25 protein-coding genes and 1 pseudogene are annotated in these 26,043 nt (G+C 64.8%); 18 read left to right on the top strand and 8 right to left on the bottom strand.

Annotation, left to right across the window (positions count from 1 at the left end; genetic code table 11):
- Positions 1 to 9: 9 nt before the first annotated feature.
- Genes BST47_RS12710 through BST47_RS12700 form a run of 3 tightly spaced genes read right to left on the bottom strand, consistent with a single transcriptional unit; the run spans position 10 to position 3,208 of the window.
- Positions 10 to 984, bottom strand: coding sequence for an SDR family NAD(P)-dependent oxidoreductase (locus BST47_RS12710; protein WP_083125900.1), 975 nt, complete (start codon positions 982 to 984; stop codon positions 10 to 12).
- Entirely contained in the window at positions 981 to 2,054 is a 1,074-nt protein-coding gene (locus BST47_RS12705) for an acyl-CoA dehydrogenase family protein (RefSeq protein WP_083125899.1), read from the bottom strand. The genes BST47_RS12710 and BST47_RS12705 overlap by 4 nt, the downstream gene beginning before the upstream one ends.
- Positions 2,051 to 3,208 carry an acyl-CoA dehydrogenase family protein gene (locus BST47_RS12700; RefSeq protein ID WP_083125898.1) on the bottom strand — a complete coding sequence of 386 codons (1,158 nt, stop codon included), beginning with the start codon at positions 3,206 to 3,208 and terminating at the stop codon, positions 2,051 to 2,053. The genes BST47_RS12705 and BST47_RS12700 overlap by 4 nt, the downstream gene beginning before the upstream one ends.
- Before the next feature lie 155 nt (positions 3,209 to 3,363).
- On the opposite strand from BST47_RS12700, the gene BST47_RS12695 reads away from it, so the two are divergent.
- From BST47_RS12695 to BST47_RS12655, 9 genes are all read left to right on the top strand, one after another.
- On the top strand, positions 3,364 to 5,004 hold the full coding sequence (locus BST47_RS12695) for a nitric oxide reductase activation protein NorD (protein ID WP_207568605.1): 1,641 nt from the start codon (positions 3,364 to 3,366) through the stop codon (positions 5,002 to 5,004).
- Between the two features lie 152 nt (positions 5,005 to 5,156).
- Positions 5,157 to 6,011 carry a CbbQ/NirQ/NorQ/GpvN family protein gene (locus BST47_RS12690; protein ID WP_083125896.1) on the top strand — a complete coding sequence of 285 codons (855 nt, stop codon included), beginning with the start codon at positions 5,157 to 5,159 and terminating at the stop codon, positions 6,009 to 6,011.
- A gap of 63 nt (positions 6,012 to 6,074) precedes the next feature.
- Positions 6,075 to 7,193: an ABC transporter substrate-binding protein gene (locus BST47_RS12685; RefSeq protein ID WP_083125895.1), complete on the top strand. Its 1,119-nt coding sequence runs from the start codon at positions 6,075 to 6,077 to the stop codon at positions 7,191 to 7,193.
- Between the two features lie 3 nt (positions 7,194 to 7,196).
- Positions 7,197 to 8,333, top strand: a complete 1,137-nt coding sequence (locus tag BST47_RS12680; RefSeq protein ID WP_083125894.1) for a spirocyclase AveC family protein — start codon at positions 7,197 to 7,199, stop codon at positions 8,331 to 8,333.
- Positions 8,326 to 9,336 carry an SDR family oxidoreductase gene (locus BST47_RS12675; RefSeq protein WP_083125893.1) on the top strand — a complete coding sequence of 337 codons (1,011 nt, stop codon included), beginning with the start codon at positions 8,326 to 8,328 and terminating at the stop codon, positions 9,334 to 9,336. Before BST47_RS12680 ends, BST47_RS12675 begins: the two co-directional genes overlap by 8 nt.
- Positions 9,333 to 10,817 carry an aldehyde dehydrogenase family protein gene (locus tag BST47_RS12670; RefSeq protein WP_083125892.1) on the top strand — a complete coding sequence of 495 codons (1,485 nt, stop codon included), beginning with the start codon at positions 9,333 to 9,335 and terminating at the stop codon, positions 10,815 to 10,817. Before BST47_RS12675 ends, BST47_RS12670 begins: the two co-directional genes overlap by 4 nt.
- A gap of 11 nt (positions 10,818 to 10,828) precedes the next feature.
- A complete protein-coding gene (locus BST47_RS12665) occupies positions 10,829 to 12,070 on the top strand; it encodes a cytochrome P450 (protein ID WP_083125891.1) in 1,242 nt (413 codons plus the stop codon).
- On the top strand, positions 12,067 to 13,338 hold the full coding sequence (locus BST47_RS12660) for a cytochrome P450 (RefSeq protein WP_083125890.1): 1,272 nt from the start codon (positions 12,067 to 12,069) through the stop codon (positions 13,336 to 13,338). The genes BST47_RS12665 and BST47_RS12660 overlap by 4 nt, the downstream gene beginning before the upstream one ends.
- Before the next feature lie 26 nt (positions 13,339 to 13,364).
- The gene (locus tag BST47_RS12655) at positions 13,365 to 14,246 is read left to right on the top strand and encodes a mycofactocin-coupled SDR family oxidoreductase (RefSeq protein WP_083125889.1); all 882 of its coding nucleotides are present in this window, start codon (positions 13,365 to 13,367) and stop codon (positions 14,244 to 14,246) included.
- Positions 14,247 to 14,253: 7 nt separating this feature from the next.
- Here BST47_RS12655 and BST47_RS12650 read toward each other — a convergent pair whose 3' ends face one another.
- Positions 14,254 to 14,901 (bottom strand): TetR/AcrR family transcriptional regulator, encoded by a 648-nt coding sequence (locus BST47_RS12650; protein WP_083125888.1) that lies wholly within the window; start codon positions 14,899 to 14,901, stop codon positions 14,254 to 14,256.
- 118 nt (positions 14,902 to 15,019) lie between these two features.
- Here BST47_RS12650 and BST47_RS30675 point away from each other — a divergent pair, with 118 nt between their 5' ends.
- Together BST47_RS30675 and BST47_RS12645 are read left to right on the top strand one after the other, a co-directional pair.
- Positions 15,020 to 15,166, top strand: coding sequence for a hypothetical protein (locus tag BST47_RS30675; protein WP_165799784.1), 147 nt, complete (start codon positions 15,020 to 15,022; stop codon positions 15,164 to 15,166).
- Positions 15,163 to 15,948, top strand: coding sequence for a spirocyclase AveC family protein (locus tag BST47_RS12645; protein ID WP_083125887.1), 786 nt, complete (start codon positions 15,163 to 15,165; stop codon positions 15,946 to 15,948). The genes BST47_RS30675 and BST47_RS12645 overlap by 4 nt, the downstream gene beginning before the upstream one ends.
- A gap of 29 nt (positions 15,949 to 15,977) precedes the next feature.
- Here BST47_RS12645 and BST47_RS12640 read toward each other — a convergent pair whose 3' ends face one another.
- From BST47_RS12640 to BST47_RS12630, 3 genes are read right to left on the bottom strand one after another with little or no spacing between them, the layout of a single operon-like run.
- A complete protein-coding gene (locus BST47_RS12640; protein ID WP_083125886.1) occupies positions 15,978 to 16,982 on the bottom strand; it encodes a hypothetical protein in 1,005 nt (334 codons plus the stop codon).
- Positions 16,979 to 18,310 carry a Dyp-type peroxidase gene (locus BST47_RS12635; RefSeq protein WP_083125885.1) on the bottom strand — a complete coding sequence of 444 codons (1,332 nt, stop codon included), beginning with the start codon at positions 18,308 to 18,310 and terminating at the stop codon, positions 16,979 to 16,981. The genes BST47_RS12640 and BST47_RS12635 overlap by 4 nt, the downstream gene beginning before the upstream one ends.
- A gap of 16 nt (positions 18,311 to 18,326) precedes the next feature.
- The gene (locus tag BST47_RS12630) at positions 18,327 to 18,887 is read right to left on the bottom strand and encodes a hypothetical protein (RefSeq protein ID WP_083125884.1); all 561 of its coding nucleotides are present in this window, start codon (positions 18,885 to 18,887) and stop codon (positions 18,327 to 18,329) included.
- Positions 18,888 to 19,188: 301 nt separating this feature from the next.
- Between BST47_RS12630 and BST47_RS12625 the strand changes: the two genes are divergently transcribed.
- The 7 genes from BST47_RS12625 to BST47_RS12595 are packed head-to-tail and all read left to right on the top strand — an operon-like array spanning position 19,189 to position 25,862.
- The gene (locus BST47_RS12625) at positions 19,189 to 19,506 is read left to right on the top strand and encodes a hypothetical protein (protein WP_083125883.1); all 318 of its coding nucleotides are present in this window, start codon (positions 19,189 to 19,191) and stop codon (positions 19,504 to 19,506) included.
- 47 nt (positions 19,507 to 19,553) lie between these two features.
- Entirely contained in the window at positions 19,554 to 19,898 is a 345-nt protein-coding gene (locus tag BST47_RS12620; RefSeq protein ID WP_083125882.1) for a heme-binding protein, read from the top strand.
- 45 nt (positions 19,899 to 19,943) lie between these two features.
- Positions 19,944 to 20,717 carry an HAD-IIA family hydrolase gene (locus tag BST47_RS12615; RefSeq protein WP_083125881.1) on the top strand — a complete coding sequence of 258 codons (774 nt, stop codon included), beginning with the start codon at positions 19,944 to 19,946 and terminating at the stop codon, positions 20,715 to 20,717.
- A gap of 5 nt (positions 20,718 to 20,722) precedes the next feature.
- On the top strand, positions 20,723 to 21,640 hold the full coding sequence (locus tag BST47_RS12610; protein ID WP_083126148.1) for an arginase family protein: 918 nt from the start codon (positions 20,723 to 20,725) through the stop codon (positions 21,638 to 21,640).
- A gap of 12 nt (positions 21,641 to 21,652) precedes the next feature.
- Positions 21,653 to 23,830: a thiamine pyrophosphate-dependent enzyme gene (locus tag BST47_RS12605; protein ID WP_207568594.1), complete on the top strand. Its 2,178-nt coding sequence runs from the start codon at positions 21,653 to 21,655 to the stop codon at positions 23,828 to 23,830.
- 32 nt (positions 23,831 to 23,862) lie between these two features.
- Complete coding sequence (locus BST47_RS12600) at positions 23,863 to 25,062, top strand: CoA transferase (protein ID WP_083125880.1); 1,200 nt, start codon at positions 23,863 to 23,865, stop codon at positions 25,060 to 25,062.
- Entirely contained in the window at positions 25,059 to 25,862 is an 804-nt protein-coding gene (locus tag BST47_RS12595; protein ID WP_083125879.1) for an acyl-CoA thioesterase, read from the top strand. The genes BST47_RS12600 and BST47_RS12595 overlap by 4 nt, the downstream gene beginning before the upstream one ends.
- 3 nt (positions 25,863 to 25,865) lie before the next feature.
- Here the strand turns inward: BST47_RS12595 and BST47_RS31755 are convergent.
- Positions 25,866 to 26,043: pseudogene (locus BST47_RS31755) on the bottom strand (HNH endonuclease signature motif containing protein); the annotation flags it as partial.

Genomic DNA, 26,043 nt, shown 5'->3' with positions numbered 1-26,043 from the left:
GCACGCTCCTTACTTCTTTGTGGGTTCCGGGAATGAGACGTCGGCGTTCTCGGGCATCGCGCTGATGCCGCGGCGATCGCACACCTCGAGGACTTCGTCGACGATGGAGTCGGGCACGATGAACTTCTCTGTCGCCGATATCTCGTCGATGTGTGAGAGGACATCATCAGCGGTGGGCTCGCTTTCCGCGTCCGCCAGCCAACCATTGGCGAGCCCCATGAACACACGTGCGTAGCGCCCGGCACATGCCGAGTAGTTGCGATGAGTGAAGTCGCACTCAGTGCTGGCGAGGAAGACGACGAGCGGTACCACCAGTTCGGGCCGGATGGCGCGCATGAAGCCCGATTCGGCCAGAAACTTCTCGTCGCCGACGGTTTCGGTAACCATCCGCGAAAAGCCGGTGGGAAGAACGGTATTGGAGAGAATTCCGTGTGCCGCACCCTCGATGGCGATGACATTGGACAGCCCGACGAGGCCGGTCTTCGCGGCCGCGTAGTGCGCTTCCATCGGCTGGCCGAAGTTACCCGCCGACGACGAGATGAAGACAAAACGTCCATACTTCTGTTCAGCCATCACCTTGTACGCGGGCTGGCTCAGGTAGAAACCACCGTCCAGGTGGACCTGCAACATCTGGCGCCAGTCGTCGGGGGAGATCTCTTCGAACGGAATGCTGTTGAAGATGCCGGCATTGCTGACCACGGCATCGAGCCGCCCGAAGCTATCGACCGCGGTATCGACGATCGCCTGCCCGCCCTCGGGGCTGTCGACCGAGTCGTGCGATGCGACCGCGCGCCCGCCGGCGCTGGTGATCTCCTCGACCACCTGGTTGGCGACGCCCGTGTCGGCGCCCTGTCCGCGCATGGTGCCACCCAGGTCGTTAACCACGACCGCAGCGCCTCGTCGAGCCAGATCGAGCGCGTAGAGCCTGCCGAGCCCGCGTCCGGCGCCCGTCACAATCGCCACCTTGCCGTCAAATTCGATCAACTTGCACTCCTTATCAAGAGGTCACCGACCTGCTGGAGATAGTCACCCGGGCTGCCGAGAAACCTGCTGAAGCTGAGCAGCCGCTTGAGGTAAAGCTGCGCGTCGTGCTCCCAGGTGAAACCGATTCCGCCGAACACCTGGATCGCGCTGTCGCCGACTCCGGCGAGCTGCCCGGCGAACGCCTTGACTCGCAATGCGGCCAGGTGCCGCTCAGCCTGATCGGCACTGTCGGCGGCCCACACCGCGTATTGCACGCCGCTGCGGGCCAACTCCACCGTTTGATACATGTCCGCGCAGAGGTGGGCGACGGCCTGGAAGCTGCCGATCGGCGCGCCAAACTGGCGACGGACCTTGGCGTACGCGACGGTCATATGGAGCACCTGACGCGCGGCACCCACGGCGTCGGCCGCCCAGGCGACGATCATGTCGTCGCGCAGCGACTCGAGTGCTTCACTGGTTGCGGTGGCCACCACTGTGCCCGCAACAGTGTCGAGCGAGACACGGAAAAGCTTGCGGGACTGGTCGATTCCCCGGATCTCGGTGATACGCAGACCCGGGGCCGACGTCGGCACGGCGACGAGTACTGGTTGCTCGTCACCGACGGGGACGAACAGTATCTGTGCCGCGGCGGCGTCGGGGACCAGCTCCAGTTCGCCCTGCAGCACCGCATCATCATCGAGCGTGATGCCGCTGCTGGTGGGCAATGCGACCGCCGCGACCGTCGAGCCGTCGGCAAGCCCCGAGAACGACCGCGGGCCGGCCCCGAATCGAATGAGCGCCCGCGGTGCGGCGACCGCGCTCGACAGCCACGGACCCGGATGAAGCGCCGCGCCGAGTTCCTCGCTCACGATTGCGGCCTCGACCATCGACATACCCTCGCCGCCGTGCTCGACGGGAACCAACAGACCGGTCGTTCCGAGATCGGCCAGACCGCGCCATACCTCGTCGGCGGTGCCGACGGGGTCATCGAGCATCGGGCGCACGTGCTCGCCGATACTCGCCTTCTCGGAGAGAAACTCGCGGACCGTATCGCGCAGCGCGAGCTGCTCGGGGGTCAACTCCAGGTTCATGAGCGGGGGAGTCCCAGTACGCGCTGGGCCGTGATGTTCTTGGTGATCTGTGTCGTACCGCCCGCGATGGTCAACGCATGTGAGGTCAGGCGGAACTCATCCCATCGACCGTCGGCAGCGCCGGGACCGAGCGTGTCGAACGCCAGCGCCGCGAGATCCTTCCCGATCTCGCCCCACGCCGACTTGGCGAGACTGGCTGTGGCGAATGCGTCGCCGCCATGCATGCCGGAGGATATGGAGCGCTGGCACAGGATCTCGAGATTCTTGATTCGCGTATCGAGTTCGCCCAGACGACGCACGGTCGAGGGGTCGTCGACGGCCGAGCTGCCGTTGCGGGCGTGGGCGATCAGATCGGTGACGAGATCCCTCAGGCGAACCTGCATTTCGGCGTAGAGCCGCGCTGCACCTGCACGCTCATGGCTCAGGGTGGTGGTGGCGACCTGCCATCCCTTGTTGAGCGGACCGAGCATGGCGTCGGCAGGTATGCGGACGTCGTTAAAGAAGACTTCGGCGAAGTCGGCATCGCCGGACAGGGTCACCAGTGGACGCGCCTCGATCCCGGGCAGCGACATATCGACGATCAGGCACGAAATGCCCTTGTGCTTGGGTGCTTCCGGATCAGTTCGGACGTACAACTGGCACCAGTCGGCGCGGTGGCCAAGGGATGTCCAGATCTTCTGTCCGGACACCACGAAGTCGTCGCCGTCGCGGACGGCCCTGGTGCGCAACGAGGCCAGGTCGGAGCCGGCTTCGGGCTCCGACATGCCCTGACACCAGATGTCATCGGCGCGCAGCATCCGGGGCAGCAGCGCGGCCTTCTGATCTTTTGTGCCGTATTGCATGATCGCCGGTGCGATGTTGTTGATCCCGATGGTGTTCAGCGGGTTGGGGACTCGGGCTCGTGTCGCCTCCTCCGCATACACCAACTGTTCGATCGCGCTCGCCCCGCGCCCGCCATACTCCTGTGGCCACGACACCGCTGCCCATCCGGCGTCGGCGATCGTCGCATTCCAAGCGCGCAGCGTCTCGAACGCCTCGTCGTCATGGCCGCGGCGTGCGCTCGCGTCGATCACGGCGTCGGTGAGTTGCGCCGACAACCATGCCTGCAACTCCTTGCGAAACTGTTCAGCCTCTTGCGGGTACGAGAAATCCACGCGTTCCGGACGACCTCATCTGATTCGACGGTTGATTGACTCCACTTCCAGCGGACTCTACGGTGGAACAATTATTAGGTCAACATCGAAACCACGTGTGAGGAGGTCGCCGGGTGAAAGCCGACGTCGACAGTGACCGACTGCAGCTACTCGGTATGTTGGCGTCAGCACTCGCGGGCCGCGCGCTGGCTGTGGCCGCCGGCGGCGCGGGCGAACCGTCATGGACCGACGGGCAGACGGTGTTCGTTGATCCCTCGGCACGAGCCCGCACCAACCTCGAGTCGGTGGCCGTGCACGCGTCGCTTATCGCCGCCGACAGCCTGACGCCCGATGTCGTCGACCGGCTGATACGGCACCCCAAGCTGGCCAAGCGCTACCTGGCCGTCGAGGGACACCGGGCGCTGGTGGCCAACGATGACCTGCTGCCCGGGGTACTGACATCGCTGACCGACCGCGAGGTCGCGGCGCGCAGCGACTCGGCGGCGTCGTCCCTGTCGATCGCGGCGACCAAGGGCGAACTCGTCGATCCTCCGGCGGGTTTCGGTGTGATTCGCGCGAAGAAGTTGGCGGCTGCCATCAAGCGTGCCGAGGCCGATGACACCAAGGCTGGTCACGTCGCGCGTAAAGAGGCCAAGGGCGAGCTGGAGGAGCTCGACGAGGACGCGGTCGACGACACCGATGACCCCGACTTGTTCTCCAGCCCCGTCGGCGGTGGCGGCTTCATCGGCAAATGGCTGAAGAAGATGCTGTCATCGGCGCGCAAGACAGGAAGCGACGGTGGCGGTCCGCCCGGCGCGGACACGCCGACGCATCGCACGAACTCGGCCAATCGCGGTGCCTACGCGGTGTCGTCGAGCGCATCCGCCTCGGCAGAGGATGGCGCAGACGTCAAGCAAGACGGATTGAAGTACCCCGAGTGGGACGCCGCAAAGGGTTTGTACCGGTCTGACTGGTGCACGGTGCGCGAAGTCGAGGCGAAGATCAAGCCGTCTGCGACGCAGGCCATCGAGAGTGCGATCGGAGTGCGGCGGCCGCTCGCCCGGCTCGGCATGGGCCTGCACCGGAGGCATCGTCAGCCGCAGGGTGACGACATCGATATCGACGCGGCGGTGGAGGCGCGTGTCGAGGTGAAAGCGGGATCGATGCCCGACGAGGCCGTCTACCTCGACAGCCTTCGAAGGCGGCGCGACCTGTCGGTTCTGCTCCTGCTGGACATCTCGGGTTCGACCGCCGAGCCGGGAACGCTCGGACGCACCGTGCATCAGCAACAGCGAACCGCTGTCGCCGACCTCGCGGTCGCACTGCACGATCTGGGCGACCGAGTGTCGTTGTACGCCTACTACTCACAGGGCCGAGCGGCGGTGAGCATGGTGCCGGTCAAACGTTTCGACGACCACCTCGATGCGGGCATATTCAGACGTCTCAACAGCCTCGAACCGGGGGCGTACTCGCGACTCGGCGCGGCGATCCGGCACGGATCGACAGTCCTCGAGCGGCGCGGAGGTACGTCACGGCGGTTGCTAGTCGTGCTGTCCGACGGGCTGGCGTACGACCACGGCTACGAGCGTGACTACGGCGCCGCAGACTCTCGCCGAGCGCTCAACGAGGCGCGCCGCAGGGGGATCGGCTGCGTCTGCTTGACGGTGGGGGCGGGCACCGACGTGCGATCTCTGAAAAAGGTGTTCGGCAGTACCGCACATGCCACCATCGGCCGGCCTGAGCAACTCGCGGGCGTCATCGGTCCGCTGTTCAGGTCGGCGGTGCGGGCCGCCGAGGTGCGAAGGCGGGTGTCGTGAAATTCGTCGGTGGCATCGGAGATACGTTGTCCGGCAATGAAGTTCATAAGTCAGCGGGTCCTGGTGATGTTAGCCGACCCATGCTTGAAACAAACATCTGTTCCGGTTAGTCTGCAGTAACCGCAACGATGCGGGTGACACGGAAGGTCGCTATGGGAAACGAGGCAGGGCTGGCGTCTCAGAATGGCGCCATGCCGCAGACCGGTGCGACGCGCCCGTATTACCAGGCCGTCAGCAACGAGGAGACCGTGTTCAAAGCGGCCTACCGCCAGGGCCTGTCGCTGGTGCTCAAGGGCCCGACTGGCTGCGGTAAGACACGTTTCGTCGAGGCGATGGCGCACGATCTGGGCCGGCCTCTGATCACGGTCTCCTGCCACGACGACCTGACCACGGCCGACCTGGTGGGCCGGTATTTGCTGCGGGGCGACGAAACAGTCTGGACCGACGGGCCGCTGACGCGTGCCGTGCGGGAGGGCGCGATCTGCTACCTCGACGAGGTGGTCGAGGCGCGGCAGGACACGACCGTCGTGTTGCACCCGCTCGGAGATTACCGCCGTCAATTGCCGATCGAGCGGCTCGGCATCACCCTCGACGCGGCACCCGGCTTTGGTCTCGTCGTGTCGTACAACCCCGGCTACCAGAGCGTTCTGAAGGATCTCAAGGACTCGACCAGGCAACGCATGGTGGCCATCGAGTTCGGATTCCCCGTTCCCGAAGTGGAGGAGGGGATTGTCGTTCACGAGTCGGGGGTCGACGCGCCGACCGCGGCTGAGTTGGTGAAGTTCGGCCAGGCGATCCGCCGCCTGGAGACTGGTGGATTGCGCGAGGTCGCGTCGACGCGGGTGCTCATCGCGGCCGGCCGGCTGATCGCCGAGGGCCTGCCGATCAACGAGGCGGCCAGGGCCGCGATCGCGGGACCGCTCACCGACGATCCCACTGTGACCCGGGGGCTCAACGAGATGATCGATGTGTACCTGGGCGAGGCCGCAGCCCGCAGCGGTGATTGACGCTGCTCAGCCTCCCCGCTAGTGTCTGAACAAATATTAGGTCGAGTGTCAGAGGGGGTTCGAATGTCCTACGAGAGCACCGCGGAACCCATCAAGGTCGGGTACCTCATGGACTTCACGCTGCCACCGGGCTTCCCCGAGGACTTGTTCGCCTCGTTCACCCAGACTTTCGACCTGGTCTTCGAGGAGGCGGTCGAGCAGGGGTTGATGGACCGGCCGGTGCAGATGATCTACCGCGAGGTCGAAGGCCTGCCGAAAGGCTCGGTCAAGGCTGTGATCGACGCCTACGGCGAACTGGTCGACGAGGGTTGCCTTGTCGTATTCGGACCCAATATCACCGACAATTGCGTGGCGGTGCGCGAGGCCATCGAAGAGCGCTTCAAGGTGCCGGCACTCAGCGTTACCGGAACCGACGACTGGCTGGGCGAGTGGACGTTCGCGTTTCCTCAGGGATCGATGACGGACGAACCGATCTTCGTGGCTGACCTGATTGCGAAACGTGGACTGAGCGAGATCGGTGTGTTGGTCGAACAGAACCTCATCGGCGAGAGTTATCTGACGAATCTGCGGAGTGCTTGCCGCCGCAAGGGTATTCGCATCGTCGCCGAGGCCGCGATCGCCCAGACCGCTCAGGACGTCACCGATGCGGTGCGCAGTCTGCATGATGCAAAGGCCGAGGCGATCGTGCATCTCGGCTTCGGCTTCGGAATCATCTTCGTCAATCCCGCATTGGAAGAATTGAATTGGGACCCACCGCGCTTCACCACCACGGCGTTCCAGAACGCATGGGTGAACCCGGTGATGTGGCAGGGGTTCATGGGCTGGATCGGCGTCGATCAGTACGACGAGGGAAACAAGGTCGGTCAGGATTTCTTGGATCGCTACGCCAAGAGATACAACGGAAGTCGCCCCGAGTTCTGTGTGACGGTCGTGAACCACGATGCCGCCTCGACGTTGGTGCGTGCCTTCACCGACGCTCATCCTCTCTCCCCGCGGGGAGTCAAGGAAGCGCTTGAACGCGTGAAGATGATGCCCGCAGCGTCCGGGGCCCCCGGCACTCGCGTGTCGTTCGGGAAGTGGACCCGCCGCGCGTGGATGGGGGCCGGCTACCTGGTGGCCCGAACCCTGGACGCCGACGGCGTGAACTCGCACTTGGTCGACCGCTTTGGAGAGGAAGGCTGATCGATGACCACCCAGGAATCCATCCCGCCCGACACTACGGACGACTCGCCGAAATCGGCACGCACCGGCCCGAATTGGGGCCGAGTGATCGCTCTGCTCGCGTGGCTCGGCTTCCTCGGGTTGTTTCTCGCCGTCGGCCGTGTCGCCGTCGACCCGCGGGTGGCCAACCCGAATGTCGAGGGGCGGCCCCGTCCGGTCGGGTTTCTGACCGGATTCGATCACTGGCAGGTCATCCCGCAGATCGGCGCCCTGATCATGGTCGTGGTGCTGACCATCGTCTTCATCCGAGGTTGGCGAAAGAACCCCGGCAGCCCGGTGCTGATGATGGTCCTCGTGACCACGCTGATCGTGTGGCAGGACCCGATCATGAACTGGTCGCCGTACGCGGTGTACAACCCGGCGTTGATGCACTGGCCGGAGTCCTGGCCGCTGATCATGATGTCGCCGACCGTCGAACCGTTCATCGTGTTCGGGTACGTGACCTTCTACTTCGGGCCCTACTTCCCGGCGATCTGGATCCTGCGCAAGTGGCAGGCCAAGTACGGACCAGAAGCGTTCGTGAGCCGGCATCCACTGATCAGCCTGGGTGGGCTGGTGCTGGTGATCGGCTTCATCTTCGACGCAATCCTGGAGATCAGCCTGGTCCGCACGGGGCTGTACATCTACTCGCAGGCGATTCCATTCGGCACGTTGTTTCCAGGCAGCACTTTCCAGTTCCCGCTGATCTGGGAGTCGCTGTCGGTGACCTTCGTGATGATCCCGGCAGCCATCCTGGTGTACCGCGACGACACGGGGAAGTCGGTGGCGGAGAAGCTGGCTGCGAAGGCCAAGCTGTTCCCGAAGAAACCAGTACTCGGCATGTTCATCGTGATGTTCGCGATCATCAACGTGTCGTACTTCGCCTACGGCGGCTGGTTCTGGGCCATCAAGGCCAGTGGCCTGGCCACGTCGGTCGCGTGTCCGTGGCCGTACCCCGAGGCGAAAATTTATGACCCGCAAGGGTATTACCGGGCGAACGGAGCCGAAGGACCGTACTCGGTCGGTAAGTGGGCCACCTGGCAGCAGGGGCCATCCCGCAACACCGACGTCGAGTTGGGGTCGAAGAGCAACCGTTGTGCCTCTGAGAACGCAAATGACTGAACCTCGCACTGTCGTCATCACCGGCGCGGCCCGCGGTCTGGGGCTCGCCTCGGCCGCGCGGCTCTACCGGGAAGGCTGGAGGGTGGTCGCCGCCATGCGGACGCCCGACAGGGGAATGCCGCTGCTGCTTGCGGCAACGGGAGCGAGCGAAGGCGACGATCGGCTGATCGGCGTCCAGCTCGACTTGCTTGATTCGGCTTCGATCTGCGCCGCCGCCAAGGCAATCGAAGAGCGTGTCGGGACGCCGTATGCATTGGTGCACAACGCGGGCATCTCCTCCGCCGGAATGATGGAGGAGACGGATATCGAACTGTGGCAACGGATGTTCGCCACTCACGTGATGGGTCCGGTCGCGCTGACGCAGGCATTACTGCCGTCGATGCGCGCGGCGGGCGAGGGCCGAATCGTGCTCGTCGGCAGCACGGCAGGGGTGCGAGGTCAGCCGGGCACCGCACCGTACTCGGCCAGCAAGGGCGCGATGGAACGGTGGGGTGAATCGTTGGCATGCGAGATCGCCCCGTTCGGGCTCGGCGTGACGGTTCTGGTCACAGGGACCTACGACACCGACATCATCACCGATGCGGGCACCACCGACGACCGCGACTTCAATGGTCCCTACGCCCGACTGCACCAGTCGATGAACAGTCGTGGCCGGTTCGCCATGAAGTTCGCCCGCTCGCCCGAGCGGTTCGCCGACGGCCTGGTGAAGGCGCTGGCGGACCGCGGAGCCTTCCGTCGCCACGGCGTGGGCCCCGACGCGTCAATGTTGTTGGCGTCCAACAGACTGATGCCTGCCCCGGGAATGCACCACATGTCGCGACTGGTGTTGGGCATCCCCCGGCAGGGCTCGATGCGGGAAGGGGCCTACCCGCTTACCACTGCGCAGCGGGCGATGGTCTTCGCCGCCAAGGTCCTTCCGCAGCCGGTGCTGACCCGGTTAGCGTCGCTGGCGATGCGGCTTTCGCCTGCAAAGCCGGCACCCGACAGGAGTGAGGCCCAATGACTGAAGCCACGGCCGTGAAATTCGAGTCGAGGATGTTGATCGACGGCGAGCTCGTCCACGGTGAAGCAGGCACCTTCACCAATATCAATCCCGCCAACGAAGACGTCCTCGGTGAGGTCGCCGACGCGTCTAACGCCGATATGAGCCGCGCGATCGACGCTGCCAGAAGGGCTTTCGACGACACCGATTGGTCGACCAACCGGGAGCTTCGGAAGCGTTGCCTGCTGCAGTTGCACGACGCGATCGAGAGCGAGCTCGAGGAGGTGCGAGAAGAGCTCATCCTCGAGGTCGGGGCGCCGCGAGCGGTGACGCACGGCCCGCACCTCGATGCGCCGCTGGAGGACGGTCTGAAGTATCCCGCCAGGCTGATCGACACCTTCGAATGGGAAGCCGACCTCGGCGACAAAGTCGTATCGGTGACCGGAGTCAACACCCGACGGAAGGTGTGGCACGAACCCGTCGGCGTGGTCGGCGCCATCGTGCCGTGGAACTTCCCGTTCGAGGTCACGATCAACAAGCTCGGGCAGGCCCTGGCGACCGGCAACACCGTCGTGCTCAAACCCGCACCAAACACCCCGTTCAACGCGACCCGGCTCGGGCGGCTCATCGCCGAGAAGACCGATATCCCAGCGGGTGTCGTCAGCGTCGTCACCGCGTCCGATCACTTCGTCGGCGAGGAACTCACCCTGTCGCCGAAGGTCGACATGATCTCGTTCACCGGATCGACGGTGGTGGGCAAGCGGATCATGGAGAAGGGCGCCGGGACGATGAAGCGCCTGTTCCTCGAACTCGGCGGGAAGTCCGCGACCATCGTGCTCGAGGACGCGGACTTCAACACGGCGTGTCTGATCGGAATCGGCCCCCTGATGCACGCGGGCCAGGGGTGCGCGGCACCGACCCGGATGCTGCTGCCGCGGTCGCGCTACGACGAGGGCGTGGCCATCCTGCGGGGCATCTACGAAAACATCAAGGCCGGAGACCCGCAGGATCCCGGCACCATCTGCGGGCCGGTGATTTCCGCCAAGCAGCAGGAGCGCATCCTCGGCTACATCCGAAAGGGCGTCGACGAGGGCGCGACGATGCTCGTCGGAAGCCCTGAGGCGCCCAAAGAATTCGACAGGGGATTCTGGGTCACGCCAACCCTTTTCACCGATGTCGACAACTCGATGACCATCGCCCGGGAAGAGATCTTCGGCCCCGTCCTCGTCGTCATCCCCTACGAGGACGAAGAGGATGCCATCCGCATCGCCAACGACAGCGTCTACGGGCTCGCGGGGAACGTGATGTCGAGTTCACTCGATCGATCCCTTGCCGTCGCGCGCCGGCTGCGGGCCGGCTTCATCGGACTAAACGGAACCGCCGGATACGGGGCGGACACCCCCTTCGGCGGCTACAAGGACAGCGGCGTCGGCCGTCAGAACGGCGTCGCCGGATTCAGCCAGTACACCGAGGTGAAATCGGTGGCCTACCCAGCCCAGTAGGAGGAGCGGACTTGTCAGATCTATTCGACGATCTCGAGGACTTCGGGGCCTTCGACGACGCCATCTCGGGCGACGTTCGTGACCCGTACACGGAGTTGGCGCGGATCCGCCGCGAGGAGCCGGTGCAGCGGCTCGAAACATCCGGGGCGCTTCCGCACGAAGAGTCGCTACCGATGTTCATCGTGTATCGCCACGAAGACGTCCAGCAGATGCTGCGCGACAACGAGACCTTCTCGTCGGCCGCGGTCATCGCCGCCTTCGGCCCGGTGCTTGGCGAAGGGGTGATGCTCGGCATGGACGAGCCGATCCACGGTCGGCTTCGCGGCCTCGTGTCGAAGGCATTCGCGCAGAAGTCCTTGGCGCGGTGGGAAGACGAGCTCGTCGGCCGAGTGGCCAACGGTCTGATCGACAAGTTCGCTCCCAACGGCAAAGCGGATCTGGTCAAGGAGTTCACCTTCGACTATCCGAGCCAGATCATCGCCGGCCTGCTCGGATTGCCGGAGGAGGACTATCCGCAGTTCCAGCGCTGGTCGATATCCCTGTTGAGCTGGCTCATGAATCCCGAACGGGGACTGGCGGCTTCGGCTGCACTGTGTGATTACTTCGCACCGATTCTCGAAGCACGCCGGGCCGAGCCGCGCGCTGATCTGATCAGCGCACTGGCGGCCGCGGAGATCGACGGGGAGAAGCTCAGTGACGAGGAGATCTTCTCGTTCCTTCGGCTTCTGCTGCCCGCCGGTGTCGAGACGACCTACCGCTCGCTCGGCAGCCTGCTCTTGGCTCTGCTGTCGAATCCGGATCAACTCGAGGCCATCCGCGCCGACCGCTCGTTGCTTCCACAAGCCATCGAGGAGGGTGTGCGGTGGGAACCGCCGCTGCTGACCATCACACGGGTGGCGACCAAGGACACGGTCCTCGGTGGCGTGGAGATTCCCAAGGGCGCGACCGTGATGCCGATGTTGGGCTCGGCCACACACCAGGACGAGCGTTTTCCCGAGCCAAACAAGTTCGACATCTTCCGTCAGCAGAAGAGCAATCTGGCGTGGGGCCACGGTGTCCATGTATGCCTTGGCATGCACCTCGCCCGGTTGGAGATGCGAACGGCCATCAATCTGCTTCTCGACCGGCTGCCGAACCTGAGGCTCGATCCCGACGGTGACGATCCGCACGTGCGGGGACAGGTGTTCCGGTCGCCGACATCGGTACCGGTGCTGTTCGATCCGCAGCCGGCAGGAAGTGAGCCCGCGCGATGAGCGATCTCGAGTCGATCGACTATTTCACCGACATGTCGCTGATTCCCGACCCGTACACGTACTACGACCAGCTGCGTTCAAAGTGTCCAGTGCAGCGGGCGACACCATACGGCGTGGTGGCGGTGACGGGGCACCAAGAAGCGCTCGCCGCCTACAAGGATCCGGCGATGTCGTCGTGTGTCGCGGTGGCAGGTCCGTTCCCGCCGTTGCCGTTCACCCCGGAAGGCGACGACATCGGCGCCCTCATCGAAGAACACCGCGCCGCGATTCCGATGGCGGAGCACGTGGTCACCATGGACGCCGACGAACATCAGAAGACGCGTGGGCTACTGAGCAGGCTGATCACACCGAAGCGGCTCAGTGAAAACGAAGAGTTCATGTGGCGTCTGGTCGACCAGCAGCTCGAGAAGATCATCGACCGCGGCTCGTGCGAGTTCATGGAGGACTTCGCGAAACCGTTGGCGCTGTTGGTGATCGCCGATCTGCTGGGCGTCCCGGCGGAAGACCATCAGGAGTTCAAGCAGATGATGGGGGCCGAGCCCCTCGGTGAGGTCGACGGCAACCAAGGCGAGACCGTCGCACACAACCCGCTGATGTGGCTCGATGAGAAGTTCACGGAGTACATCACCGACCGGCGTCGAGAGCCTCGACAGGACGTGCTGACCGAACTCGCCGCCGCCACATACCCGGACGGGTCGGTGCCGCCGGTCGACGAGGTCGTCAAGCTCGCGACGTTCCTGTTCGCAGCGGGTACGGATACGACGACGAAACTCGTGAGCACGGCGATGCGGGTGCTCGGCGAGCGCGCTGACGTCCAGAAGTCTCTTCGCGACGACCGCTCGCAGATCCCGGCGTTCCTCGAGGAGTGCCTGCGGATGGAAAGCCCCGTCAAGAGCCACTTCCGGCTGGCGCGCACGTCGACCACCATCGGGGACTACGACGTTCCCGCCGGGACGATCCTAATGATGCTGCCCGGCGCCAGCAACCGCGATCCGCGCAAGTTCGAAGATCCGAACGAGTTCAGGCACGACCGGTCCAACGTGCGTGAGCACGTCGCTTTCGGACGCGGTCCGCATTCGTGCCCCGGCTCGCCGTTGGCGCGGTCAGAGGCGCGCATCGCGATCAATCGGATCCTCGACCGGATGGCCGACATCCGCATCTCCGAGGAGATGCACGGGCCGGCCGACGATCGAAAGTACGGGTACGAGCCGACATTCATCATGCGCGGGCTGACGGCACTGCACGTGGAATACACCGCGAACCCCTAGCTTCGACAGCACTCGAGGAGTACGACATGACCGGAAGACTTGACGGCAAGGTCGCCTTCATCACCGGTGCGGCCCGCGGGCAGGGTCGAGCACATGCGATCGAGATGGCCAAGGAGGGTGCCGACATCATCGCAGTCGACATCTGCCGCGACATCCCATCCAACCCCTATCCGTTGGCGACTCCCGACGATCTCGCGGAGACCGAGCGGTCGGTCAAGGAAATCGGACGCCGCATCGTCGCCCGCGTCGCCGATGTCCGGGAGCGTCACGAGTTGCGCGACGCTGTCGACGCGGGGGTCGCCGACCTCGGCAAGATCGACATCGTCGTCGCAAACGCCGGCATCCTGCCGATGGCCATGGGGAGAGCCTTCGACGCGATGTCGTTTGTCGACGCCAGCGACGTCGACCTGCTCGGTGTGATGAACACCGTTGCCGTCACCCTCCCGCATCTGCCCAATGGTTCCTCGGTGATCATCACGGGATCCACCGCCGGGATGATCCGCGGCACCACCGACAACCCGAACATGGGTCCCGGCGGCAGGGGCTACGGCTGGAGCAAGCGCGTGTTGATCGAGTATGTGGAAGAGATGTCGATGGCTCTGGCGGACAAGATGATCCGCGTCAATGCCATTCATCCGACCAACTGCAACACCCATCTGTTGCAGAACGACGGCATGTACAGCATGTTCCGACCGGACCTGACCATGGAGGGTAAGCAGGCGACCCGCGAGGACGCCGAGCCGTTGTTCACCATCTTCCAAGCCATGCCGATCCCGTATATCGAACCCGTGGACATGGCGAAGCTGGGCGCTTTCCTGGCCAGCGATGACAGTCGTTATATCACCGGTCAGCAGATCCGGGTCGATGCGGGCTCATTGCTCAAGTGGCCCAACGGACCTGGGGGATAGGCGCGAATTACGGGCGGTGGAGGAATCCGTGAAGCGTCGACTGGACGAGTTCGTTGACGATCGCCTCTCGCGACGGCGGACGGTTGCCGAAGAACGTCGACCGCAACGCCACCATGCCGACGATCATGGCCACCGTGGAGTGTGCGGGCAGATCCGGGTGACCTGAATGCAGCCCACGGAGGCGCATGCCTTCGCCGCTGATCTGGCCGAGCAGGGTGAGCGCTTGCCGGATATCGGTGATCCCGGCGCTTTCGATCTCCTCGTCGCTGAGCCCGTCCGAGGTGACAAGGGTCAGCAGCAGGCCTTTGTGTTCGACGAGCACGTCGTAGAGGTGGCCGACGAACTGCCGAGTCAATTCTTCCTCGTCGGTTTCCTCGGGGACGACGGCCTGCCAAGTCTTGCCGAAGTCGTCGACGAAGTTCGTGAACGGCAGGACGAGTGCTTCGCGGAACAACCCGGCCTTCGAACCGAAGTGGCGGAACAACAAGTACTCGGTGACCCCGGCGGCTTCGGCGATCTCCCGCGTCGTCGTGGCGCGATAATCCTGGCGGGCGAACAGATCGCGGGCGGCGTCGAGCAGTAGCCTGCGTGCCTCTCCGCGTGGGCGACGTGGCGTCGGGGGGGTCTGCCTTCCCGATGAACGTCGCTGCGGCACGGCTTCTCACTCTCCCCGCACTGCGCGGTCGGTGGCCCTTCACGATAGCTGTCCTTGACCGGAGCCCAGTAATAGTATCCACTATTATTTATTGATCGATCGCTGTGAAGGGATGCTCGTGGGCCAACTCATCATGCTGGGCACTCTGTTCGGGCTGATCATCCTCATATTCGGTGCGGTGATCTACTTCGACCCCGACGCGCGCCGCCCGCGCGACGATGAGCGCTCGCGCGAAAAGCAGACCGTCGACGAGGCCAACCGATGAACACCGAGATGACGCCGCTGCTGATCGCGTCCAACGCCTTCGGCTGGGGCAGCGGCATCCTGTTCGTGATCGCCGGCATCTATTTGAGTGTCCGGCGCGGCCGGTTACACCCGCTGCTTCTGCTGTGCATTTCGGCGATCTCGTTCTCGTGGATCGAGGCGCCCTATGACTGGGCGATGTACGCCCAATTCCCGCCGGCGCTGCCACGCATGCCCTCATGGTGGCCGTTGAACATGACCTGGGGTGGGCTGCCGTCGTCGGTGCCGCTGGGGTACATCGGCTATTTCTGCATTCCCGCGGTCACGGGCGCGGCCATCGGACGGCGGTTGTCCACACGATTCGACTGGCGACAGCCGCAAACCTTGTTGATCGTCGGCCTCGTCGTCGGTTTCTGCTGGGCCCTGATCTTCAACGCGGGCCTCGGCGCGCGGCTGGGAGTCTTCTACTACGCCTATGTGATTCCGGGTCTCGGCCTGTTCGAGGGCACGCTGCATCAGTACCCGATCTACGACGCCATCGCGATGGGCATCCAGATGATGGTCTTCACCTACCTGCTCGGTCGGCGGGATGCGGAGGGGCGGAATGTCGTCGAGATGTGGTCGGACAAGCTGTCCAAGACGCGTGTGCAGTCGGCGATCGTTTCCGTCGTCGCCGTCAGTGTTGTTGGAAACGTGCTCTACGGCGCTGTTTTCGCGCCGCATCTGATCACCAAACAGATGGGTTACGTGACCTCCGGCCCGGATGTGCAGTTGTTCCCCGGAGTACCCAACCAACCGAGATAGTGCGTGATGCAGTACCTGAACGGCGGGTGCTATTTCATGGTGGCCAGGTTGTGCCAGAGATTGCGCAGGCTGTCGGTGCCGCCGAACAGTGTGGTGAAGTGCGTGGAGTCGATGAGCACGATGTCGCCGGCCCGCTCGCCATGCGGGGGCATCCAGATGAGCGCGTTGAACTCGGTATTGCCCGCAGCGGTGAACGGATGCGGGCGGTTCGGGTCCACGCGCTGGCGTCCGAGCACGCGCAGGGAGTCGCTCTCGGGTGCGGTCAGTTCGTAGTGGGGGAGATGCGGGTGGAAGTTGAAGGTCGTTACGTTGTCGAGCAACTGAGCGCCATCCAGATCACGGAGGCCCGTCAGGGGGGCGATCTCCTTGGTGCCCTCCACCACTGCGGGGCGCAGCCCCCACGTGTTGTGAACAGGCACATCGAGGGCCCTCATGAGTGACCTCGTGTACTGACCGAACCGCTGTTGGCGGGGCACCAATGGGTCGCCGTGGTGCTGAAACTCCATCTGCCGTTGCGTGAAGTCGTCGGTGAAACCCACATCGTGGTGCGGCGCCAGCAGCAGACAGGTGCCCTCGCGTTTCAACCACTCCTTGATGGCCGCGATCTCCTCCGGTGCCGCCTCCTGCTCGGAGAGGATGTGGTCGAGTCCGAAAACCATCAAGGTATCGGTGTCGGCGAGAACCCGCTCATCGATCGGCAGCTGGTAGCCGGCCTGGTCGATGCGTTGGAACACGGCGACCGGGTGGCCGGTTACCTCACCCGCGAGTTCCTGGAAGGCCAGCGTCGAACGGTGGAACAGTTCCAGCGTTCCGGCGATGCCCTGTAGAAAGTGGGACTTCTCGTACTCGGTGGTTTCGTAGCTGGGCCACAACGCGTTTCGGACTTCGGTCATGGTCGAGAAGCGGTTGTACATCTCGCCAGGATCGCGTTGCGCTTCCCACGGATAGCTCCACGTCCAGTAGATGCCGATCCTTCGGCGACCGTTCTGTTTCCGCGCGACGTGAGTTTGGTTGTAGGTGCGGGCCGCGGTCATGACATGTCCTGCCTGCCCAATGTCGTCAGGTAGCGCAGGGCATTGACGCCGGGAAGGAAGAAGTAGGCACCACCGGTGAGGGTGGTGAAGGCCGGTATACCTTTGTGCACCTTGCGGATTGGCCGCTTGGGAACGGTGAAATCGAGCGTACCGTCCTGGGTGCCGCAGATGGGGTCGTGTTCGTTGCCGAGCTCATGGAACGCCTTGTCATTGATCCAGACGTTTTGTGCGAACTCGAACTGGCGAACGAGGTCTGCGCAGATGATGAATGCGGCGATGCCGCGGTCGACGCCGTCGTCGGGCGCGCCGTCGGGGAGCGCGGGTCCGTAGGTGGCCCCGCGCCGGATCATCCTGCGACGGTTCATATTGTGTGCGGTGTCACGAGGGTTGAGTCGTCGCGCATGGGAACCCAACGGACACGCATAGCCGAACGGGTCCATCTCCTTGTAGTTGTAGTCGTTGTTACGCATCGGGTCTGCGCCCAGCTCGGGGTCGTCCTTGTCGGGTGCCAGCACCAGCGGGGCCCCGCTGCGCCAGCGACCCATGAACTTGGCCGCGAGCAACTCCTCGCCTTCCGGCGTCTCGGAGTTCTCCCGTAGGTAGTCGCGGAACTCGGCCACGTGTTCCCGAAGGCGCCGGTACGCCATGAAGCTTCCGTTGCGAGAGAGTGTGTCGGGCTGCGGCAGATTCGCGACCGGTCCATCCTCGTCCGGATACCCCAGGATGAATTCGCCCGGTTTCAGCGGTGCGCCCGAACCCGGCGTGGGTTCCTCGCCCGAGCCCTCCATGACGGGTTGCGACAGCCTGTCGCGGAAACCGAAATGGTCGTGGGCGTAGTTGAACGGAGGCGTCGCGTTCAAGTCGAGGAACGACAGGCTGCGGACGCCTTCTGTGCGGGCGAGCAGGTTGTCGTGGTTCTCGATGGATATCCGGGACTGCTCGTCGTCGCGGGCGAACAGGATCGCGATGGCGTGCACATCGTCGCCAGCGAGGCCGCCCACCCAGTTCTCAGGGTGATTCGGTCCGGTGTCTCCGAGAATGTCGGCGCGGGACGCCATCCCTTCGCGGAACTCATCGGGAAAGGTGGACAGCGACTCCTCGGGCACGCCGAGTGCGCGCAGGCCGGTCCATGTGAACGCCAACGTGATCCACCGCCGGCTTTCGTCCATGGTTTCGGTGGCGTCCGCCGCGGACTGCACGAGGCCGAGCAGTTCCGACAGCCAGGCCCGGCCACCGGCCTGGGTGTCGAACGTCAAGAATTCATAGCGCCCGGTGATTGCCGGCGTTCTCGTCAGCAGGATGTGCTGAATGTCGTCAAGTTCGAGCATTTGTGGCGCCCGACGGCTATTGCATCTGGTCGAGCATGTCCGAGAAGGCGGACTTCAGGCGCAGCGCCTTCTTGATTTCGTCGGCTGAGACGTAGGGGTACTCCCCGTACTCCAGGAAGCTCGGGTAGTGATGCTCGCGGACGAACTTCACGAACGAGTCCGGGTTCTCCTTCCAATCCTCGGGGAACCCCTCGAGGTTGGTGAACACCGTGTTGATCCCGCTCTGGCCGAACAGCCGCACGGCGTCCTCGGTGTACTTGTCGAAGTCGGTGTCGAAGATCCCCTGGTACTGGAAGGTCAGGCCGTCGCCGATATCAAACAGGACCCAGCGAAGGTAGTGCAGTCGCAGTGGAGCGAGGAACTCCGGCGTTTCGGTGATGGCTGCTTGGATGGTCTTACCGTGTTCCCGGATCGCGTCCTCGCGGCCTTCTTTCACTTTCGCAATGATTGAGAAGCCGTAGCAGGCAGGCGTCCTGGGAAAGACCGGACCGTAGCGGCCCCGCTCGAGTTCGAAGTAACCCTCTTTGGGGATGGCCATTGCGGCGGGCTTCGACCACACGGCGTCTGATGATGACATTTCCGCCCCATTTCTCAAACCAGATAGGTCGGACATTAGCACTGGGCAATTGGGCCGCATGACTTTTCGCGGAGTCAGTGGGCTTGACGCCCGGCAATTGCGCGGCCGTGCATATTGGTACGGGAGTGCTGAAAGTTAGCTGGGCTCAGGCGCTTTATTGTTCGGACGGCCGAGGTTTGCCAACGCTGATTCCCGCGTCTCGCCCTCGTTGCAGGTCATTATTGCGAATACCGTCGTCTGATGCGAACTTGACCGTATTCTGCGGGCAGACGGGTCCTTTCACTTGTCGAAAGGGGGAGCCGTGAATCAATTTGTGCGGTATCTGATCGTGGGGTTGGCTTTTGCGTCAGTACCCATCGCCCTAGCTGGGGCACCCGAGGCCTTGGCGGATTGCACAAACGCCGGCGGCGCCACCGTGTGCGCTCAGGGCACCGTGCGCGGCGGGGGTCCGACTGCCCCCCAAGCGGGTCCGGCTTATCCGGGCTACTGCGCCGACCCCTGGTATTGCAGCGACGACTGGGGTGTCGACATCATCTGGGATCCCGGACGTCCAAACCGCCCCGGTGGTGGTCCCGGCGGCGGCGGCGGTGGGGGGCGCCCTGGCGTCGGCCCACGCTGATCGAGCAGCACCAAGATCCGATTGTCCATTCGAGTAAGGAGCTTCATATGTTCTCTCGCAGCGTTCTAGGCGCCGGCATGATGGCTGGTGCAATGCTCTTCGGCAGCGCGGCAACAGCCGCCGCCGATCCGCCCAACTGCACCGCCGCCGATCTTGCCGGTGTGATGGCGGGCGTATCCGCAGGGACGTCGTCTTACCTGTTCACGCATCCGGAGGTGAATGCGTTCTTCACCAGTCTCAAGGGCAAGCCCCGCGATCAGATGACCGCCGACATCCAGGCGTACTTCGACGCGAACCCTCAGGTGAGCAACGAGCTGCGCGCCGTGCGGCAGGCCGCGGCGGATTTCCGTGACCGTTGTAACGCTCCGATGCCCGACCTGCCGATGGGCTGAGTCCGGAATCCCTACGGACGGCGCGCGGCCTGACACACTGGACCCGTGCGCTCAGAACCGCAATGCTGGCTCACCGATATGGACGGCGTGCTCGTCCGCGAGGAACACGCGCTGCCTGGCGCCGCCGAGTTTCTGCAACGGCTGGTCGATAAGCAGCGTCCCTTCCTGGTCCTGACCAACAACTCGATCTTCACGCCGCGGGATCTGTCCGCCCGTCTCCTGCGCTCCGGCCTGACCGTGCCCGAGGCATCGATCTGGACCTCCGCTCTGGCCACCGCGACGTTTCTGGCCGACCAGTTGCCCGGCGGGTCGGCCTACACGATTGGCGAGGCCGGCCTGACGACCGCGCTGCACGCCGTGGGCTACACACTCACGGACGTGGACCCCGACTTCGTTGTGCTGGGAGAGACCCGGACGTATTCCTTCGAGGCGATCACCAAGGCCGTCCGCCTGATTCTCGGCGGCGCCCGCTTCATCGCTACCAATCCCGACGTGACCGGGCCGTCGGCGGAAGGCCCGCTGCCCGCGACGGGCTCGGTGGCGGCGATGATCACCAAGGCCACCGGCCGTGAACCGTACTTCGTGGGCAAGCCCAACCCCATGATGTTCCGTAGCGCGCTCAACCGGATCGAGGCGCACTCGGAGAACACCGTGATGGTCGGCGACCGGATGGATACCGACGTCGTCGCCGGCATCGAGGCCGGGCTGGAAACCATCCTGGTGCTGACGGGCTCGACCTCCGTCGAAGACATCGAGCGGTATCCGTTCCGCCCGAGCCGCATCTTGCCGTCCATCGCCGAGGCGATCGAACTGGTGTGACGGCGATGGCCGACATCGAACTGATCGGGGTGCCCTTCGATGGCTACGGCCGTCCCGGGAACCAAGCGAGGGCCGCCGAGGTGCTGCACAACGCCGGACTGGCAGATGCCTTCGACCATCACTACGTCACGACCGATGATCTGGAGTTGCCCGAGCCCGATCGAGGACGCGGCGCATCGACCGGATTCATCAACGAAACCGCGCTGCTCGCCATGACCGACGCGCTGAACATCCGTGTCGGTGAGGCAGTCGTGGCCGGACGTTTCCCTGTCGTCTACGGCGGCGATTGTTCGTCACTGTTCGGCATCGTGACCGGTCTGCGTGATCATGTCGGCGATGTCGGGCTGGTATTCGTCGACGGGCACGAAGACACCATGCCGCTCGACGTATCGGAGGACGGGGAGGCGGCCAACACCGAGATCGGCCTGTTGCTCGGCTTGACCGGTCGGCTGCTCGCCGGCGGCCTGGGCGATCGACTGCCGGCACTGCGGCCCGAACACCTGATCGTGCTCGGCCCCCGTGACGATGCGTGGAGGCGGCGATTCAATGTCGGCACCCTCGCGGACAGCGGCGTGTGGCTTGCCCCGCTCGCGGAGGTGGCTGACGATCCGGCGGGTGCGGGACGCGCCGCGATGACCGAACTCGCCGCTCACGTCGACAGGTGGTGGCTGCACATCGATCTGGACGTGCTCGACCCCGTCGACTTTCCCGCGCAGGGATTACCCGATGTCGCGGACGAACCCGGCGGCCTCACCTGGGATCAGCTCACCGATCTGGTCGTTTCGCTGTTCGGGTCGCGGGCGCACTGTGTGGGCGCCAGCTTGGCAATCTACGATCCGGATCAGGACCACGACCGAACCGACGCGGCGAAGATCGTTCAGTTCGTTCGAAACGCATTGGCTCGCACGACATTGAGTCCCTAGCGCAGGAGCTTCGTGGCAGACCCCATCGATGACTACTTCACGGCGACGATCTCGGCGATGGCCGCGACCGAGCGGCGACCCGCGGATGACGAACCCATCCGGGCCGGTTCGGTGCTGTCGGCGCGCGTCTGTTTGACGCTGTTCGACGTCGCGTTGGGCAGCCGCCATCTCGACTTGGCCGCGCGCTATTTGAGGTCGCGGGGCAAGGGCTACTACACCATCGGTTCATCGGGCCATGAGAGCAATTGCGCGGTGGCAGCCGCGCTTCGGCCAACCGATCCTGCGCTGCTGCACTATCGGTCCGGCGCTTTCTATCTGGCTCGCGCCGCTCTGGTCGAGGGTCGCGAGGCGCTGCGCGATGTGCTGCTCGGATGTGTCGCGGCCACCGATGAGCCGATCGCAGGCGGGCGGCACAAGGTGTTCGGCCGCCACGACCTGCACATCATTCCGCAGACGTCGACCATTGCATCGCACCTACCGCGCGCGGTGGGCGTGGCGTTCTCGATCTCGCGGGCCAAGAAGCTGGGAGTGTCGTGCGCGTGGCCCGACGACGCGGTCGCGGTGTGCAGCTTCGGCGACGCGTCGGTGAACCACTCGACCGCGGTCGGGGCGATCAACACGGCACTGCACTCCGCGTATCAAGGTGTGCCGATGCCGTTGCTGTTCGTCTGCGAGGACAACGGAATCGGCATCAGCGTTCAGACGCCGCGCGGCTGGATCGAGCGGACGTACGGCGGGCGTGACGACTTGGCGTACTTCGCCGCGGACGGCGCGGATCTCGCGGCGACCTTCGATGCGGCGACCGCGGCCGCAGACTGGGTGCGGACTCGGCGGCGACCGGCATTCCTGCACCTGCGTACGGTGCGGTTGATGGGTCACGCCGGCTCGGATTACGAGCCGGCATATCGGCGTCCGGAGGAGATCGCCTCGGACTATGCCCGGGATCCGGTGCTGTGCATCGCGAAATTGTTGATCGACACCGGCGTGCTGACACCTGCGGAGGCGCTAGACCGTTACGAAGCCAAGCGCGCCAACGTCATCGAACTCGCCGACCAGATCAGCGAACGTGCGCAGCTCGACAGTGCGCATGCGGTGATGGAGCCGCTGCGTGCCGCGAGCCAGGCCATCCGCGACGCCGTGCCCGCATCGCTGGTCGCCTCGGTCAAGTCCGGCGAGACGGATGCGCCGATGACGGTGGCGACGGCGATCAACCGTGCGCTGCACGACATTCTGGACCGCTACCCGGAGGCGATGATCTTCGGCGAGGACGTCGCCCGGAAGGGCGGGGTGTACGGCGTCACACGCGGACTGCTGGCGGCGACCAGTTCGGCCCGCGTATTCGACACGCTGCTCGACGAGCAGGCCATCCTCGGTCTCGCGCTCGGGGCCGGCGTCTCGGGCCTGCTGCCGATTCCCGAAATCCAGTACCTCGCTTACTTTCACAACGCCGCCGATCAAATTCGTGGCGAGGCGGCGACCTTGCAGTTCTTCTCCAACCGCCAGTACCGCAATCCGATGGTCGTGCGGGTCGCCGCCTACGGCTACCAGAAGGGTTTCGGCGGGCACTTTCACAACGACAACTCGATCGCCGCGATGCGTGACATCCCGGGTGTCGTCATCGCGTCGCCCGCGCGTCCGGATGACGCCGCGGCGATGTTGCACACGTGCGCTGCGGCGGCGGCCCAAGCGGGCGCTGTGTGCCTGTTCCTCGAGCCCATCGCGCTGTATCACGCACGAGATCTCCACGAGGACAACGACGACGGCTGGCTCGCGTGCTACCCGGAGTCCGGCGTGGCAGTCGGCCGGGCACGAACGTACGGCGAGGGCAGGGATCTCACGATGCTCACCTTCGGCAACGGACTGCGAATGAGCCTGCGGGTCGCGCACAGGCTCGCGTCGGCCGGTGTCGACGCTCGCGTCGTCGACCTGAGATGGTTGGCGCCGCTGCCTGTGGATGACATGCTGCGCGAGGCCGACGCCACCGGGCGAGTGCTGATCGTGGACGAAACCCGCGAGACCGGAGGGGTCGGCGAGGGTGTGCTGGCCACGTTGATGAAGCACGGTTTCGCGGGCCGGCTCGATCGCGTCGCCAGCAACGACAGCTTCATCCCCCTCGGCGACGCGGCGCTGCACGTCCTGCTGTCAGAGGACACCATCGAGGCAGCCGCGATCAAACTCGCGCGCTCCTGAGGCATGGATTGGACGCTTGATAGCTTGACCGGGTGAGTTCGGACCCCATCCGGCCGCTGGCCGGCGTGCGCATCGTCGAGATCTCCAGCTTCGTCGCGGTGCCGTTGGCCGGGATGACGCTGGCCCAACTGGGCGCCGAGGTGATCCGCGTCGATCCGATCGGGGGAGCGGCGGACTACCGGCGCTGGCCGCTCACCGACGACGGCGAGAGCATCTACTGGGCGGGGCTCAACAAGGGCAAGCGTTCGGTCGCCGCCGATATGCGTTCGGCTGACGGGCAGGAGCTGGTGCAGCGGCTGATCGCGGACAGTGGGGTGCTGATCACTAATGTTGCTGGGCGGCAATGGCATTCCTACGAGACCCTGACGGCGCTGCGGCCTGATTTGATCCACGTCGAGGTGTCGGGGCGCGCGGACGGCGGCACGGGGGTCGATTACACCGTGAATGCCGCGATCGGATTTCCGATGGTGACCGGTCCTGCCGAGCTCGCCACTCCGGTCAACCATGTCCTGCCCGCATGGGACGTCAGCTGCGGTATCTACACCGCGCTTGCCGTCGTTACCGCGCTGCGCCACCGCGACGCCACCGGACAGGGCCAGGGGATCAGCATTCCGTTGGAGAACGTCGCCCTGGCGACGGCGGGCAACCTGGGATTCTTCACCGAGGTCATGATCAACGGCACCGCCCGCCAGCGGATCGGCAACTCGGTGTACGGCCAATACGGCCAGGACTTCACCAGCGCCGACGGCGCGTCGTTCATGATCGTCGCCCTGACCGGCAGGCACTTCCGCGATCTGACCGAGCTGACCGAGACGACGAAAGCCGTTGCCGCGCTGGCAGAATCGCTGGAGGCGGACTTCACCGACGAGGGACAGCGGTACGAACACCGCGGCGCGCTGTTCGGGCTCTTCAACGAATGGTTTTCGCACCACACCGCGCAGGAGGTCACCGACGCCCTGTCGACGACGTCTGTGTTGTGGGACCGGTACCAAACGTTCGACGAAGCGGCGCGCGGCGAGCGTGTGACCGCCAATCCGATGTTCACCCCGCTCGACCAGCCTCGCATCGGCGAGTATTTGGCGCCAGGGTTGCCGATGGCGATCGGCGGCGTCTACCCGGCCGCGGCCGTCGCCCCTGCGCTCGGAGACGACACCGCGGCGGTGCTCGCGGAGTGGTTGGGAATGAGCGCGGACGACATCACGCGCCTGACTGATGCGGGGACGGTGGAATGAGCACACTGCTGGGGCTGTTCGATCTGAACCAGGGTGACAGCGAGGACACCTGGGTCGGCCCGGCCAGCGGTCCGGAGGGAAAGCGTTCCTACGGCGGCCAGTTCATGGCACAGAGCCTCGCCGCGGCCTGGCGGACCGTCGACACGGACCGGTCGCCGACCAACATGCATTTGCAGTTCCTGCGCGGCGGCGACGCCGGCGATCCCGTCGAGTACGCCGTGACAAGGGTTTTCGACGGACGGACCGCAGCCGCGCGTCGTGTCGACGCCCGACAGAACGGCCGGCTGTTGACGACGGCCACGGTGTCTTTCGCCATCGAGTTGCCCGGTCCTGAACACGGCACACGGTCCTCGATGCCGCACGACCCCGACTCTCTCGCACCGAGCGGTCCAGCGGGGCCGGCGCCGTCGATGCCGTTGGACGAACTCGACATCAGGATCTCCGACGAGGGCACCGGTGAAGATTTCGTACGCCGATTCTGGTGGCGGACAACGGCGGCGCTGCCCGACGATCAAGCGGTGCATACCTTGGTCGGGGTGTTCGTCACCGACGTGTACATGATCGATCCGGCTCTGCAGGTGCACGGACATTCGATGAAAGCGCGTACGCATCGCAGCGGTACCACCGACTCGTCGATCTGGTTTCACCGGCCGGTGCGCGCCGACGAGTGGAACCTGCTTGAGACACGCTCGCCCGCCGCCGCACGGGGACGTGGCGTCGTGACCGGCAGCCTGATCCGCGCCGATGGTGTCATCGCGGCGACGCTGGCACAGGAAGGCCTTATCGCCGAACGGGATTGACCCCTAGGGTCCGCGTTCGGTGTTGCCGTCGTCCTGGTCTGGTGGGCGCAGGAGTAGTTCGGGGCGGTGGTAGTGGTTGATGCGGGTTTGGCCGGTGTCGAGTCCGGGTGGTGGGTGCCATTCGGCGTCGCCCTGGTCGTTGATGGTGGTGGTCCAGCCGCCGTCTTTGTCGACGAGGCGG

Source organism: Mycolicibacterium tusciae (assembly GCF_002086795.1).
In the GTDB taxonomy this organism is placed as follows: domain Bacteria; phylum Actinomycetota; class Actinomycetes; order Mycobacteriales; family Mycobacteriaceae; genus Mycobacterium; species Mycobacterium tusciae.
Note: the sequence above shows the minus strand (reverse complement) of the source record. Positions and strands in the feature narration are given on the sequence as shown.

Bases quoted from the DNA above. Each gene is read 5' to 3' on its own strand.
- BST47_RS12705 (WP_083125899.1), bottom strand. From the start codon at position 2,054: ATGAACCTGGAGTTGACCCCCGAGCAGCTCGCGCTGCGCGATACGGTC.
- BST47_RS12695 (WP_207568605.1), top strand. From the start codon at position 3,364: ATGTTGGCGTCAGCACTCGCGGGCCGCGCGCTGGCTGTGGCCGCCGGC.
- BST47_RS12690 (WP_083125896.1), top strand. From the start codon at position 5,157: ATGGGAAACGAGGCAGGGCTGGCGTCTCAGAATGGCGCCATGCCGCAG.
- BST47_RS12685 (WP_083125895.1), top strand. From the start codon at position 6,075: ATGTCCTACGAGAGCACCGCGGAACCCATCAAGGTCGGGTACCTCATG.
- BST47_RS12680 (WP_083125894.1), top strand. From the start codon at position 7,197: ATGACCACCCAGGAATCCATCCCGCCCGACACTACGGACGACTCGCCG.
- BST47_RS12675 (WP_083125893.1), top strand. From the start codon at position 8,326: ATGACTGAACCTCGCACTGTCGTCATCACCGGCGCGGCCCGCGGTCTG.
- BST47_RS12670 (WP_083125892.1), top strand. From the start codon at position 9,333: ATGACTGAAGCCACGGCCGTGAAATTCGAGTCGAGGATGTTGATCGAC.
- BST47_RS12660 (WP_083125890.1), top strand. From the start codon at position 12,067: ATGAGCGATCTCGAGTCGATCGACTATTTCACCGACATGTCGCTGATT.
- BST47_RS12655 (WP_083125889.1), top strand. From the start codon at position 13,365: ATGACCGGAAGACTTGACGGCAAGGTCGCCTTCATCACCGGTGCGGCC.
- BST47_RS12645 (WP_083125887.1), top strand. From the start codon at position 15,163: ATGAACACCGAGATGACGCCGCTGCTGATCGCGTCCAACGCCTTCGGC.
- BST47_RS12640 (WP_083125886.1), bottom strand. From the start codon at position 16,982: ATGACCGCGGCCCGCACCTACAACCAAACTCACGTCGCGCGGAAACAG.
- BST47_RS12635 (WP_083125885.1), bottom strand. From the start codon at position 18,310: ATGCTCGAACTTGACGACATTCAGCACATCCTGCTGACGAGAACGCCG.
- BST47_RS12630 (WP_083125884.1), bottom strand. From the start codon at position 18,887: ATGTCATCATCAGACGCCGTGTGGTCGAAGCCCGCCGCAATGGCCATC.
- BST47_RS12620 (WP_083125882.1), top strand. From the start codon at position 19,554: ATGTTCTCTCGCAGCGTTCTAGGCGCCGGCATGATGGCTGGTGCAATG.
- BST47_RS12610 (WP_083126148.1), top strand. From the start codon at position 20,723: ATGGCCGACATCGAACTGATCGGGGTGCCCTTCGATGGCTACGGCCGT.
- BST47_RS12595 (WP_083125879.1), top strand. From the start codon at position 25,059: ATGAGCACACTGCTGGGGCTGTTCGATCTGAACCAGGGTGACAGCGAG.